This is a genomic window from Paenarthrobacter nitroguajacolicus (assembly GCF_051027655.1).
Lineage (GTDB): Bacteria > Actinomycetota > Actinomycetes > Actinomycetales > Micrococcaceae > Arthrobacter > Arthrobacter nitroguajacolicus.
The window spans coordinates 4,252,753-4,266,974 of sequence record NZ_CP073234.1 but is presented as its reverse complement, the minus strand read 5'-3'; the positions used below and the strand labels follow the sequence as shown (position 1 = coordinate 4,266,974).

Here is a 14,222-nt window from a genome sequence, read left to right as displayed (position 1 = left end):
TTGTGGTGGGTGGTGGTCTGGTTGACGGGGTTGTTGTTTGAGAACTACATAGTGGACGCGAGCATCTAGAACACGCACGTGGCTGATCGTCTTTACCCTTTTGGGTGGGGTGGTTGGTGTGTGTGTTCTTACAGCAATTTCTTATGAATGAACCTGGCCCTTGTGGTCGTGGTTCTCTCGAGTAAGTTTATTGATCTTGTGTGGTCAAGTTTTTAAGGGCACACGGTGGATGCCTTGGCATTAGGAGCCGAAGAAGGACGTAGGAATCTGCGATAAGCCTGGGGGAGTTGATAACCGAGCGTTGATCCCAGGATGTCCGAATGGGGAAACCCCGCACAACGCTGCAAGGTGATTGTGTGACCCGCATCTGAACACATAGGGTGCGTGGGGGGAACGCGGGGAAGTGAAACATCTCAGTACCCGCAGGAAGAGAAAACAATAGTGATTCCGTTAGTAGTGGCGAGCGAACGCGGATCAGGCTAAACCGTTTCCATGTGTGATAGCCGGCGGGCGTTGCATGGGCGGGGTTGTGGGACTTTCCGTTCTGGTTCTGCCGGACCAGTGAGGTGAGGTGCAGGCATAGGTGAACGGTCTTGAAAGGCCGGCCAGAGAGGGTGTGAGCCCCGTAACCGTAATGTTGTGCACGGCCTGGGGAGTATCCCAAGTAGCACGGGGCCCGAGAAATCCCGTGCGAATCTGTCAGGACCACCTGATAAGCCTAAATACTTCCTAATGACCGATAGCGGACCAGTACCGTGAGGGAAAGGTGAAAAGTACCCCGGGAGGGGAGTGAAACAGTACCTGAAACCGTGTGCTTACAATCCGTCGGAGCAGTCGTGAGTAATCACAAGTAACTGTGACGGCGTGCCTTTTGAAGAATGAGCCTGCGAGTTAGTGTTACGTCGCGAGGTTAACCCGTGTGGGGTAGCCGTAGCGAAAGCGAGTCTGAATAGGGCGAGTGTAGTGGCGTGATCTAGACCCGAAGCGGAGTGATCTACCCATGGCCAGGTTGAAGCGACGGTAAGACGTCGTGGAGGACCGAACCCACTTCAGTTGAAAATGGAGGGGATGAGCTGTGGGTAGGGGTGAAAGGCCAATCAAACTCCGTGATAGCTGGTTCTCCCCGAAATGCATTTAGGTGCAGCGTTGCGTGTTTCTTGCCGGAGGTAGAGCTACTGGATGGCCGATGGGCCCTACAAGGTTACTGACGTCAGCCAAACTCCGAATGCCGGTAAGTCAGAGCGCAGCAGTGAGACTGTGGGGGATAAGCTTCATAGTCGAGAGGGAAACAGCCCAGACCACCAACTAAGGCCCCTAAGCGTGTGCTAAGTGGGAAAGGATGTGGAGTTGCGAAGACAACCAGGAGGTTGGCTTAGAAGCAGCCATCCTTGAAAGAGTGCGTAATAGCTCACTGGTCAAGTGATTCCGCGCCGACAATGTAGCGGGGCTCAAGTACACCGCCGAAGTTGTGGATTTCACATAATGCCCTAGCCTTCGTGGTTCAGGGGTGTGGAGTGGTAGGGGAGCGTCGTGTGGGCAGTGAAGTCGCGGTGGAAACCAGCGGTGGAGCCTACACGAGTGAGAATGCAGGCATGAGTAGCGAAAGACGGGTGAGAAACCCGTCCGCCGAATGATCAAGGGTTCCAGGGTCAAGCTAATCTGCCCTGGGTAAGTCGGGACCTAAGGCGAGGCCGACAGGCGTAGTCGATGGACAACGGGTTGATATTCCCGTACCGGCGAAAAACCGCCCATGCCAAGCGGGGGATACTAACCGCCCGGAGCCTGCCCGCTCACCCTTGTGGTGTTGTGGGTTTTGGCCGAGCGCGGGACCTGATCCCGGGAGGTAAGCGTATTAACAGGTGTGACGCAGGAAGGTAGCCGGGCCGGGCGATGGTTGCCCCGGTCTAAGGATGTAGGGTCAGGGATAGGCAAATCCGTTCCTGTGTGCTTCGAGCACGATCCTGAGATCTGATGGGACCCCCGTATGGGGGGATCCGGTGATCCTATGCTGCCAAGAAAAGCATCGACGCGAGGTTTTAGCCGCCCGTACCCCAAACCGACACAGGTGATCAGGTAGAGAATACCAAGGCGATCGAGAGAATTATGGTTAAGGAACTCGGCAAAATGCCCCCGTAACTTCGGGAGAAGGGGGGCCTGCCCCGTGATGGAGACTTGCTCTCCGTGAGCGGGTGTGGGCCGCAGAGACCAGGGGGAAGCGACTGTTTACTAAAAACACAGGTCCGTGCGAAGTCGCAAGACGATGTATACGGACTGACTCCTGCCCGGTGCTGGAAGGTTAAGAGGACCGGTTAGCCACTTGTGGCGAAGCTGAGAATTTAAGCCCCAGTAAACGGCGGTGGTAACTATAACCATCCTAAGGTAGCGAAATTCCTTGTCGGGTAAGTTCCGACCTGCACGAATGGAGTAACGACTTCCCCGCTGTCTCAACCATAAACTCGGCGAAATTGCAGTACGAGTAAAGATGCTCGTTACGCGCAGCAGGACGGAAAGACCCCGAGACCTTTACTATAGTTTGGTATTGGTGTTCGGAGTGGCTTGTGTAGGATAGGTGGGAGACGTTGAAACCCGGACGCCAGTTCGGGTGGAGTCATCGTTGAAATACCACTCTGGTCACTTTGGACATCTAACTTCGGCCCGTGATCCGGGTCAGGGACAGTGCCTGATGGGTAGTTTAACTGGGGCGGTTGCCTCCTAAAAAGTAACGGAGGCGCCCAAAGGTTCCCTCAGCCTGGTTGGCAATCAGGTGTCGAGTGTAAGTGCACAAGGGAGCTTGACTGTGAGAGAGACATCTCAAGCAGGGACGAAAGTCGGGACTAGTGATCCGGCGGTACATTGTGGAATGGCCGTCGCTCAACGGATAAAAGGTACCTCGGGGATAACAGGCTGATCTTGCCCAAGAGTCCATATCGACGGCATGGTTTGGCACCTCGATGTCGGCTCGTCGCATCCTGGGGCTGGAGTAGGTCCCAAGGGTTGGGCTGTTCGCCCATTAAAGCGGTACGCGAGCTGGGTTTAGAACGTCGTGAGACAGTTCGGTCCCTATCCGCTGCGCGCGCAGGAAATTTGAGAAGGGCTGTCCTTAGTACGAGAGGACCGGGACGGACGAACCTCTGGTGTGTCAGTTGTACTGCCAAGTGCATCGCTGATTAGCTACGTTCGGATGGGATAACCGCTGAAAGCATCTAAGCGGGAAGCTCGCTTCAAGATGAGATTTCCATACACATTATGTGTGAGAGGCCCCCAGCCAGACCACTGGGTTGATAGGCCGGATGTGGAAGCGAGGACTAAAGACTCGTGAAGCTGACCGGTACTAATAGGCCAACAACTTACACCACACAAAACACACTGCACGCGTCCACTATGTGGTTCCCGAACAACAACCCGCTTGTTCCAGGAACCAACAACTAAATAACAACCAAGCACCACAGTTGTAACCACCACAGATTTCCCACCCCGAAAAAACAGCCCACACCAGGCAAAAAACACGGGGACGGGTAACAAGGTTACGGCGGTCATAGCGTGGGGGAAACGCCCGGTCCCATTCCGAACCCGGAAGCTAAGACCCACAGCGCCGATGGTACTGCACCCGGGAGGGTGTGGGAGAGTAGGACACCGCCGGACAACCATTAGGTAGAGACCCCCCAACCCACCACGGGTCGGGGGGTCTCCCGCATTTAACAACCAAACCCACACCGCACGTTCCTCGCCCGGCCTGAAACCCGGCTGAGCTAAGACTCAGCCGGGGCAACACTCGCTAGCGCCAGAACTCGGTGATGTGCTCGGCGAGGACCCTGCCCTGGCCGAAGCCGGCTTGGGCAGCAGCCGGCCGCAGCGTCAGATCCATCGCATTGATGCCGAACATGTGCTCCGCCTCGCTGTCGGGGAAGATTGTCTCAACCCGGCTCCCGCTGCGCCGCAGTTCGTCCAATTGCCCGGATAAGTGCATGCCCCACTCCAACGGAGTCCGCGTCCGGCCGCCAAACGGAGACAGCACCAGTACGCGGCTGTACCCGGCTGCCAGGTCCGCATTCTCAGCGTTGGCCCGGTAGCCGCCGTCGATATAGTGATTGCTGCCGATAGCGTAAGCGAAGCCACTGGCGCAGCTGGCCGCCACGGCGTCAACCAATTCCACTCCGCTATGGCGGTGGAACACCACAGGTTCACCGGTTTCGGCATCAACCGCTGTGAGCAACACCAGTCGTTCCGGCCACTCCTGATGAGGCAGCCGGGCTGCAACGGTTGCGTGCCACCGCGCACTGGAGTCGTCCATAGCTGCAGCCATGTCTATTGCGGCGGCGCCCATCCTGCGGCGCATATCAGCCATATCCGTAGAGGACTCCAGGATTTTGCCTGTTCGCGCCATGTGGTCGGACACGGGCCGGGCTCTGTGGTTGGCCCCAACGTTATCAACCAAGCCGGACGGTCTTGGTGGAGCGGCTGCAAGGACGGCGTCAAGGAGCTCGGCGGGGTTTGCCCAAGCAAGCTGGGCCGCCGCCGTCGATCCAGCAGACGTGCCGACGGTGAGGTCCGCGGCGGTCACGTCCAACCCGGCGTCGAACAGGCCCGCGACGACGCCGATCAGCCACGCGTTACCGGTTGAGCCACCGCCACCGAGGATTAGAGCCCTCTCGCCGTCGGGCACCCGGTGTGAGGCGTCAACCCTTAGCTGAGGCTGGTGCGACCGCAGTGGGTCGGAAGCCGAGGCGGAGGTCAGGGGAGAAGAAGATGTTGTGTTCATGGGAGTCGCCTTTCGCGAATTGCCTGACGGGCGCTCCCAGTGGCGACTAACTCCGTCGCGAGATCGTGGACTGCAGGGGAGCGCCCACTATGGATACTGCGTACATGGGTCTCACCTCCTGGTCTTGGTTCACGATCACCCGAAAAACTATCATTCAGCCGACTCGCACGCAATCGCCGGGCTGGTGGCAGGTAGAGTCTGTGGATGATTCTCACGCGAAGCCTGGACCGCGGCTTAGTGGGCGAAGAGGCTGGTCAGCTTCTCCTGCGCCCGCTGGAACGTTCAGATGCGGCCGCCCTGGCCGCTGCCTACCGGCGGAACCGTGAGCACCTGGCACCGTGGGAACCAACCCGGGCTGATGAGTTCTTCACCACTACAGGCCAGTCGGCGGTGATGCAGGCGAAACTGAATCTCGACGAACAAGGCACTGAGGTGCCTTGGGTGTTGACGACAGCAAAAGGCATCATCGGGATGTTCACTCTCTCCGGGATTGTCCGGGGGCCCTTCTTGAATGCCAACCTCGGCTACTGGGTGGATGAGGCTTGGACCGGCAAGGGCATAGCGTCAGGTGCGGTGGCCGCCGTCGTGTCTATGGCCGAAAATGAGCTCGGTCTGCACCGTATCCAAGCCGCTACGCTGGTCCACAATGCGGGCTCCCAAGCCGTCTTGAAGCGGTCTGGTTTCGAGCGGATCGGGATGGCGCCCTCCTACCTGCAGATCGCAGGGGAGTGGCAGGACCACGTACTGTTCCAGCGCATTCTGTTCTAGCCGGGGAGGCCCGGCAGTGCGGCGGCTGTCCCTTCTGCCGATGCCGTAGGGTACGCCAAGGGCGTAAAGCACCCCTAAAAACCCCGAAAATCCGGTGATTTTGGTCAAAAAGGCGCGGAAACACGCGGAATTTGCTGGCCATGTCAGCCCAAGCTGGTAAGTTTTCGAACAGTGGCTTGCTCGCATTCCGCTTGAAAGCTCAAAAACGTATGAGTCCAGGAGGACGTAAATGGCTAAGAACCGTAGTGAACTCGTTGCAGAGGTAGCAGGCAAGGCTGGCACCAGCCAGGCAGCAGTCAACTCCGTGCTCGATGCACTGTTCGAAGTTTTCGAGACTTCTGTCGCCGCCGGCGAAAAGATCACCATCCCGGGCTGGCTCGCAGTTGAGCGCACCGACCGTGCAGCTCGCACCGGCCGCAACCCGCAGACCGGCGAAACCATCCAGATCGCAGCCGGCCACAGCGTCAAGCTGACCGCTGGCTCCAAGCTGAAGGCTGCTGTCGCCAAGAAGAAGTAACTACTCTTCGGCGAACGCCTTGAAGGGACGGCAACCTCTGGTTGCCGTCCCTTTGCCGTTATTGCTGTTAGTTAATGCACATAGCGCCTTATCCGATTCGCAGCCCGGCGGCAGGTAGCGGACAATGGATAAGTGCCATCAGCAAGAAGCTCCGCTACTGCCCCTTCGCCTGTTCCCAAGCCGGGAGCGCGGGGAGGCACTACAGTCGCGGGCATTTCCTTGCCGTGGCAACTGGCCGGCCTGGCGGTGCTGTTCCTGACTCTTGCGGCGGCCCTCATCTTCTCCGGCGCCTCAGCTGCCCGGCAGGTTTCTGATCCAGGCGAATTGGTCCGTTGGGGCCTTCCTTTCGCGAAAGCAATCCACAACGTGTCAGTGGCAACAGTGGTTGGCGGCCTGATCTTTGCCGTCGGCATCCTGCCCAAGAACCTCGGTGGCTCGCGGTCCCGTGAGAAGGATGCTGACGCGCCCGAACATCCGGCCTTCGCCCGGGCCTTGGCAGTTGCTGCGGCAGCCGGCGCAGCCTGGACTTTGTCCGCGGTGGCGGTCCTTGTACTCACTTACGCAGATGTCGCGGGGCAGGGGCTCTCGGGAGACGCGGAGTTTACGCGCTCCCTGGTCTACTTCATGACGGACATCGAGACGGGCAAGGCTTGGCTCGCGGTCACCATCATTGCCGCTGTCGTCACCACTGCGCTGTTCGGGGTGAGATCCTTGACCGGGCTGGCGTTCACTCTGCTGCTGGCTTTGATCGGCCTCATTCCCACCGCATTGATCGGACACTCCTCCAGTTCCAGCGACCACGAAGGCGCCATCAACTCGCTGGGGCTCCACCTCGTAGGTGTCTCCACGTGGGTTGGCGGCATCATCATGCTTGCGGTCCTCTCCGGCATCCTCACGGGTTCCAGGAGCAAGGGCACACCAGACATCACCGAGCAGACCTTGAGCCGCTTCTCGACGCTTGCCGGCTTCGCCTTTGTCCTCGTGTTTGCCTCCGGCGTCATCAATGCCGCCATCCGAGTGACCAACCCCGCGGACCTGTTCGGGTCTCCGTACGGTCAACTCATCGTCGCGAAGTCCTTGGCCACGTTGGTGTTGGGTGGCATCGGCTTCATGCACCGCCAGTGGGTTATCCCCCAGCTTGGCAAGAACGGCTCCATGTCGGCCCGCCGCGTGCTGTGGCAGCTTGTGTTGGTTGAGCTTCTGGTGATGGGCGCGACATCGGCACTCGCCGTCGCGTTGGGACGCTCAGCTCCGCCCCAGCCCACCACCTACGCACCTGATGCATCGCCGTCGTTCATCCTCTCCGGTTACGAGCTTCCACCCGAGCTGACGCCGGAGCGCTGGCTCACGGAATGGCGCTTCGACTGGCTGTGGGTGGGAGTGGCGCTGTTCGGCGCGGTCACCTACATCCTTGGCATCATCAAGATCCGCCGGCGTGGAGACAAATGGTCCTGGTTCCGGGCAGTCAACTGGATCATCGGACTGCTGGTACTCACTTACATCACCTCGGGCCCGCCTGCTGTCTATGGCCGCGTCCTTTTCTCTGCGCACATGGTGGACCACATGGCCCTGACCATGGTGGCGCCGATCTTCCTTGTCCTGGGCGCCCCCGTAACCCTTGCCTTGCGAGCCCTGCCCGCCAGGGGCGAAGGCGCCCACGGCTCACGTGGCTTGCGCGAGTGGCTGCTGCTGTTTGTGCACTCCAAGTTCTCGCAGATTGTGACGCACCCGTTGTTCGCCGCTGCCAACTTCGCGGGCTCCATCGTCCTGTTCTATTACTCGGACCTGTTCAGCCTGGCGATGCGCGAGCATGTGGGCCACGAGCTCATGAATGTGCATTTCCTTCTGACCGGCTACATCTTTGTGCTGAGCATGATCGGTAGCGATCCGCTTCCCCGCCGCGCCCCCTTCCCCATGCGCCTGCTTCTATTGCTGGCCACCATGGGTTTCCACGCATTCTTTGGTGTGGCCATCATGGGCGGGACCGGGCTGCTGGCCGCTGACTACTTCGGCAACCTGGGCCGGGCCTGGGGTCCGTCGGCCATTGGGGACCAACAACTTGGCGGTGCCGTGGCGTGGGGTATCGGCGAAGTTCCCACGTTGCTGGTGGCAATCGGTGTGGCTGTCTTGTGGTCGCGATCGGACGAGCGGGAGACCCGACGGGTTGATCGTGCGGCCGACAGGAATAACGACGCCGATCTCAGTGCTTACAACGATATGTTTGCCCGGCTCGCTGACCGCGATGCCAAGATGGCGAACCGCACCACCCAAGCACCCAGGACGCCCCAAGCATCCACGACAGCGCAGGCGGAACGCAGCAACGCCGAACGCCCCACCACAGACTCTGCCGGGCAAACTGAACCGAACACCAAGCTGGAAGGACGCTGATGAGCGAAACCGTACGTACCCAACACCGGGTCCGGGCCTCCGAACTGGAGGGCCGCGGCTGGCTCAACACGGGCGGGAAATCCCTTGACCTCGAGTCCTTGCGCGGCAAGATCGTGCTGCTGGATTTTTGGACCTTCTGCTGCATCAACTGCCTGCATGTGCTGGACGAACTGCGCCCGCTTGAGGAAAAGTACTCGGACGTACTGGTGACGGTCGGCGTGCATTCGCCCAAGTTCGAACACGAAGCGGATCCCGTAGCACTGGCATCCGCCGTGGAACGGTACGAGATCCACCACCCTGTCCTGGACGATCCTGAACTCGCAACGTGGAAGGCGTACACCGCCCGCGCATGGCCCACACTGGTGGTCGTTGACCCCGAGGGCTACATTGTTGCCCACCTCTCCGGCGAGGGCCATGCCGACGGCTTGGCTGTCCTCCTTGAGGAACTCGTGGCCGAGCACGAAGCCAAGGGGACCCTCCACCGCGGTAACGGCCCGTATGTGGCTCCCGTGCCGACGTCGGGCACCTTGCGCTTCCCTGGTAAAGCGACCCAACTCGCCAGCGGCAACTACCTGGTAGTGGACTCCGGCCATCACCGCTTGGTGGAACTCCGCCCCGATCTTGAAACTGTGGAGCGCGTCATCGGCTCCGGCACCAAGGGGTTCCTCGACGGACAGTCGGAGATCGCCCAGTTCAACGAACCCCAGGGCGTGACCCTGCTGCCGTCGGAACTGGCGTGGAAGCTCGGCTACGACGCGGTGGTTGCCGATACCGTCAACCATCGCCTGCGCGGCGTCACCCTGAGTTCCGGCTACGTTCAGACGCTCGCCGGCAACGGCGTCCAGCGGCTGCTCGACGCCGGTCCTGCCCGGGTGACGGACACCGGCGCCGGCACTTGGTCCGAACACCACGACGGCGGCCCTGCTGACTTCGCTGCCGACGCGATCGATGTTGGGGCGCTTGGTCTGGGCACCGAGGTTTCACTGTCCTCCCCGTGGGACGTGGTCTGGAGCGAAAAGCTGCAGCGGGTTGTGATCGCCATGGCCGGAACCCACCAGATCTTCGCCTTCGACCCCCTGGCCAACGAGGTTTCCATCCTTGCCGGTTCCGGACTTGAAGGCCTTCTGGACGGCAAGGCGGAGGAAGCCTGGTTCGCCCAGTCCTCCGGCCTGGCCATCGATGGTGAAGACAACATCTGGGTGGCTGACTCGGAAACATCCTCCTTGCGTCGCCTGGTGGTCAGCGATTCCGGTGTGAGCGTGGAAACCGCCATCGGCAAGGGCCTGTTTGATTTCGGGTTCCGTGATGGCGAGGCTGCTGAAGCACGCCTGCAGCACCCCTTGGGTGTCACGGTTCTGCCGGACAATTCCGTGGCCATCGCTGATACCTACAACGGTGCCGTTCGTCGCTACGATCCTGCCACCAAGTCTGTATCCACCTTGGCGAGGGGCCTCGCTGAGCCGAGCGACGTCGTCGTGGTTCAGGTAGAAGGCAGCGATCCGCTGCTGGTAGTTGTGGAGTCGAACAAGCACCAACTGGTCCTGGTTCCCATTCCCAAGGAAGCCCAGCAGGTGGACGAGGGAGCATCGCAGACTCACCGTCCCAAGAGCCCGGTAACTCCCGGGAACCTTGAGCTCGCAGTGCGTTTCCAGGCTCCTACCGGCCAGAAACTGGACGACCGTTGGGGCGATCCTACACAGCTGAAGATTTCCTCGACGCCGCCGGAGCTGTTGGTCTCCGGTGGGGGCACGTCGGTGGGCTTGCTGCGCACCCTTGAACTGTCTGCTGACGTTCCCGAGGGCATCCTTCACATCACCGCCCGCGCGGCAGCCTGCGATGGCCCTGAGACCGAAGACGGCGAAATCCCCGATCACGCTGCCTGCCACCTCTACCAACAGGACTGGGGCATCCCGGTAGTCTTGCAGGCTGACGGTGAGTCCGAACTGGTGCTGGACCTGCGGGGCATGGACTAAGCCTTGCAAACTGAAATGGCCCGGGTCTGACTCCCTCAGGAGTTGGCCCGGGCCTTTTCGTGCCGTTGGACTGTTCAAAACCGGGCCAGCCCGGGTGAGTGGTTTGTCCACATAGCCCACATCGGCACTGCCGGCCCGTCGGCGGAAACAGCAGGCTGGGGTGATGGAACCCGAGGAAGCCCTGCGGCGTTTGGGCGGAGTAGCCATGACCCGGCAGGTACGGGCACGGGGTGTCAGCGAATCAGCGATTCGTTCCGCGGTGCTGGCGGGAAGTATTCAGCGCATCGAGCGTGGAGTTCCGGGTCTTCCCGGTGCGGATCCGGAGCTTGTGGTTGCTTCACAAACCCACCGATCCCCACTACTGGCAGAGCAACGGGCGATGTGCGGAAGGGTGCATCAGTCATCGGTTGTCTCTGTCTCAACCCCGGCTGAGCGAGCCTTATGTCACACTGCCTGACGTGCTTCTACACTCCCTTTTCTGCCTCCCTCCGTTAGAAGCACTGGTTATGGTCGAAAGCGCTTACATCCGTGGGGATATCACCCTCGATTACCTGCGTCGCCGTCTACTGGGCAACCGCACTGAGACCCAGGTCTGGATCGAGGGCATAAGGACCGTCGACTTTCTCCTGGAAGGATTCCTTATAGTCGAACTCGACGGCCTTGCTTTTCACCTGGAGCCGCGTCAATTCAAGAAAGACCGCTGGCGGGACAACGAAGCAATCAGGCAAGGAATGCTGGTGCTGAGGTTCTTCCATGACGGCATCGTGTACTCGCCGGAGAATATGCTCCGGACGTGCGTGAGGTCCTTCTTCGTGGGCCGGCCCGAATGTGGTCGGACTAGCCCAGTTTAGGGTGGCTCTCATGGCACCACGGGCCATGACCGCGGTCTCGGTCCATGGAAGCTGGGCCAGTTCAGCGCGAGAATCACAAATCAGAAGGTCAGCATGGGGGTGACGGTCACCGTGTCTGCCCCTACGTCCAGCTGGGTGGTGAAGCTGAAGTCGTGCTCCACGTTGAGGTCATTGACCAGCCCGGTGAAAAGGTTGATCTCCCGGGCAGTGAGGGTGGCCTTGCCGTTGAGCGGAGCCACCACCCATTTACCACTGAACGGCTCAATGGTGATCTTGGGGTACTCGGTGATTGCCCACTTGATGGTTCCGTCCACCACCCGGGCGTTGCTTGCATGATAGAACGGGCAGTCCGGCTGCAGGCGCTGTTGCTCGGTGGCCTGGGCCGCGCACGTGTCCAGGAATTCCCGGACCTTGCCAGCCACTGCCTCGTTCATGGCAGCGGTGGACCGTGTCTGCAGGTTCAGGGGTGCCTGGCCGCCGTCGCGTGTTGAAACAAGGGCCGATGCCGTAGGGGCTTCGAAGTAGGTGCCATTCAGGCTTGCCTCGTATTTGCCGGGGAAGAACACGGCAAAGTTGTTGCGGCCGTTGGGCATGTTCACGGGTACGCCGTTGAGTGTGGCCTCGCTGGAATTGACCACGGTGACTTCTATGGTGGGAAGCGTTGTGGGCACGAACGCCCATTTAGCGAAGAACAGCCACTGGGTCCCGGTCCGTTCCATCAGGAATTCCGTGTGGAGACGGCTGCCGTCCAGGGTGTAGTCCACCGGCACGGCCATGCGGTTGCTGCCCCGGGGTTCGGGGTTTCCCACCTTGATATCGGACATCTTGGAAGCGGCCGTTTGCAAGGCTGTGCCGTCCAACATGGCGGGGTTCGCGCTGGGAACTTTGGCGCGCAGCAAGCCTAGGGCTTCTTCACCTTCACCCTTCTGTAGGGCCTCCAAATATTCCTTGACAGGCTGTTGAGGACTGGCCACCGAGGAGCTCACCAGGTTGATGCACACGATGGCTCCGGCGGCAGCAAGCATCAGACCGAGCAGCCATCCGGCTGCGGTCTTGACGAACGCTTGACTCAACTGCACGCCCTTTACGTTACCTGCCGCGGCCGCTATCACCGTGCAGGAAGGCCTCGGAGCGACTTATATCCACCGATTGGAGAAGGCCCGACGCCGGCTGGCAGCAGACGCTGCTGCCGCCCGCCGTCGTGGTTCCGCTGGCAAAACAGTAGTAAAACGGGACTAGCGGCGACGCCGCGAAGACGTGCCGAAGACCCCACGCATGAGATCGCGGCCAAGCTGTGTTCCCATGGATCGGACCATGCTCTTCAGCCCGCCACCCAGCGCTCCACCGAGGGCGCCGGCGATGTCCCCGAACATGCCCTCCTGAGGGGACGGCTGGGGGGACGACTGCGGCGCTGGCGCCGGCGCAGGCGGTGCCGGGAAAGACTCAGGCGACGAGGACCGGGAGCTGGGACGGCCCAGGATTTCTTCCTCAATACGGCGGGCTTCGGCGTCGATGTCGGCCTGCGAATTACCGGAAGACGACGAGGTAGACGCCGGCACCGGCGGCAGCCCGGGCGCTGCGTCTCCGGTAGGAACGGATGCTTGGCCATTGAGTTTTTCGTAGGCGGAGAGGTTGTCGACCGCGGTGCCGTACTTGACCAGCAGCGAGGACGCAGCAACCGTGCTGCGAATGAGCTCGTCAGCGCTGGGCCCCATCACCGACTCGGGAGCACGGAGGCGGGTCAAGGCAACCGGGGTGGGTGCGCCCTTCTCGTTCATCACAGTGATGACGGCCTCGCCGATGCCAGCGGAGGTGAGGGTCTCTTCGAGGTCGTAGTCGCTGACAGGGAATGTGGACACCGTGGCCTTCAACGCCTTGGCATCCTCCGGGGTGAAGGCTCGCAGGGCATGCTGCACGCGGTTGGCCAGCTGGCCGAGGACGTCGGCCGGAACATCCTTGGGTGTCTGGGTGACGAAGAAGATGCCCACACCCTTGGAACGAATGAGCCGGACGGTGGTGGTGATGGCTTCGAGGAAGGCCTTGGACGCGCCGTTGAACAGCAGGTGCGCCTCGTCAAGGAAGAAGACGAGCTTGGGCTTGTCCAGGTCACCGGCTTCGGGCAGGTCCTCGAACAGGTCGGCAAGGAGCCACATGAGGAACGTAGAGAACAGCAGCGGCTTGGTCTGCAGCGTGGGCAGCTCCAAGCAGCTGATGACGCCGCGGCCGTCCGGTGCGGTGCGGAGGAGTTCAGCGGTGTCGAACTCGGGCTCGCCGAAGAACTTCTCCATGCCCTGTGCCTCCAGCGTGACCAGCTCACGCAGGATCACCCCGGCTGTGGCCTTGGACAGCCCGCCAAGGTTTGCGAGTTCGACCTTGCCTTCGTCCGAGGTGAGGAACTGGATGACGGCACGGAGGTCCTTGAGGTCGATCAGCTCCAGGTTGTTCTTGTCCGCGAAGTGGAAGATCAACTGGAGGCTGGATTCCTGGGTGTCGTTGAGGTCCATGATGCGGGACAGCAGGATTGGGCCGAACGAGGTAATTGTGGCGCGGACGGGGATCCCGTGGCCGTCCCCACCGAGCGAGAGGAACTCAACCGGAAAATTCTTCGCAGACCATTCCTGACCCAGCGCCTCGGTGCGTGCCGTCAGCTTTTCACTGCCAGTGGCCGGCGTTGCCAACCCTGACAGGTCACCCTTGATGTCCGCGAGGAAGACCGGAACACCCGCCGTGCACAGCTGTTCGGCGATCATGTGCAGCGTAACCGTCTTGCCGGTGCCCGTGGCGCCGGCAACCAGTCCATGCCGATTCATCATGGCCAGTGGCAGGCGGACCTGCGCCTCTTTGTGGATTTCGCCGTCGACGATCGCGGCACCCAGCTCGATGGTGGCACCTTCCAGGGTGTAGCCCTGCTGGATGGTGGCGAGTTTTTCGGCAGTTGTTGCAGTGGGTTTGTTGGCCATGCGCAT

At 60.8% G+C, this 14,222-nt stretch carries 9 protein-coding genes and 2 rRNA genes; 8 read left to right on the top strand and 3 right to left on the bottom strand.

The features are described from left to right. Nucleotides 1-202 precede the first annotated feature (202 nt). Together KCX59_RS20085 and rrf are read left to right on the top strand one after the other, a co-directional pair. Nucleotides 203-3,356, top strand: a 23S ribosomal RNA gene (locus tag KCX59_RS20085). 169 nt (nucleotides 3,357-3,525) lie between these two features. Next, a 5S ribosomal RNA gene (gene rrf / locus KCX59_RS20080) occupies nucleotides 3,526-3,642 on the top strand. Nucleotides 3,643-3,775: 133 nt separating this feature from the next. On the opposite strand, the gene KCX59_RS20075 is transcribed toward rrf, so the two are convergent. Continuing rightward, a complete protein-coding gene (locus KCX59_RS20075; protein ID WP_179017804.1) occupies nucleotides 3,776-4,759 on the bottom strand; it encodes a patatin-like phospholipase family protein in 984 nt (327 codons plus the stop codon). Nucleotides 4,760-4,963: 204 nt separating this feature from the next. On the opposite strand from KCX59_RS20075, the gene KCX59_RS20070 reads away from it, so the two are divergent. The 6 genes from KCX59_RS20070 (at nucleotide 4,964) to KCX59_RS20045 (ending at nucleotide 11,256) form a co-directional block, all read left to right on the top strand. Further along, entirely contained in the window at nucleotides 4,964-5,527 is a 564-nt protein-coding gene (locus KCX59_RS20070; protein WP_179017803.1) for a GNAT family N-acetyltransferase, read from the top strand. Nucleotides 5,528-5,756: 229 nt separating this feature from the next. Beyond that, complete coding sequence (locus tag KCX59_RS20065; RefSeq protein WP_011776355.1) at nucleotides 5,757-6,044, top strand: HU family DNA-binding protein; 288 nt, start codon at nucleotides 5,757-5,759, stop codon at nucleotides 6,042-6,044. Nucleotides 6,045-6,176: 132 nt separating this feature from the next. Next, nucleotides 6,177-8,432 carry a cytochrome c oxidase assembly protein gene (locus KCX59_RS20060; RefSeq protein WP_370629195.1) on the top strand — a complete coding sequence of 752 codons (2,256 nt, stop codon included), beginning with the start codon at nucleotides 6,177-6,179 and terminating at the stop codon, nucleotides 8,430-8,432. Next, a complete protein-coding gene (locus KCX59_RS20055) occupies nucleotides 8,432-10,405 on the top strand; it encodes an NHL domain-containing thioredoxin family protein (RefSeq protein ID WP_179017802.1) in 1,974 nt (657 codons plus the stop codon). The genes KCX59_RS20060 and KCX59_RS20055 overlap by 1 nt, the downstream gene beginning before the upstream one ends. Before the next feature lie 163 nt (nucleotides 10,406-10,568). Continuing rightward, entirely contained in the window at nucleotides 10,569-10,862 is a 294-nt protein-coding gene (locus KCX59_RS20050) for a type IV toxin-antitoxin system AbiEi family antitoxin domain-containing protein (RefSeq protein ID WP_256871458.1), read from the top strand. A gap of 49 nt (nucleotides 10,863-10,911) precedes the next feature. After that, complete coding sequence (locus tag KCX59_RS20045; protein WP_256871457.1) at nucleotides 10,912-11,256, top strand: endonuclease domain-containing protein; 345 nt, start codon at nucleotides 10,912-10,914, stop codon at nucleotides 11,254-11,256. Between the two features lie 80 nt (nucleotides 11,257-11,336). Here the strand turns inward: KCX59_RS20045 and KCX59_RS20040 are convergent, their stop codons facing one another. After that, nucleotides 11,337-12,365, bottom strand: coding sequence for a hypothetical protein (locus KCX59_RS20040; protein ID WP_178996023.1), 1,029 nt, complete (start codon nucleotides 12,363-12,365; stop codon nucleotides 11,337-11,339). A 126-nt stretch (nucleotides 12,366-12,491) separates the two neighbouring features. Then, nucleotides 12,492-14,222 (bottom strand): helicase HerA-like domain-containing protein, encoded by a 1,731-nt coding sequence (locus KCX59_RS20035; RefSeq protein WP_179017801.1) that lies wholly within the window; start codon nucleotides 14,220-14,222, stop codon nucleotides 12,492-12,494.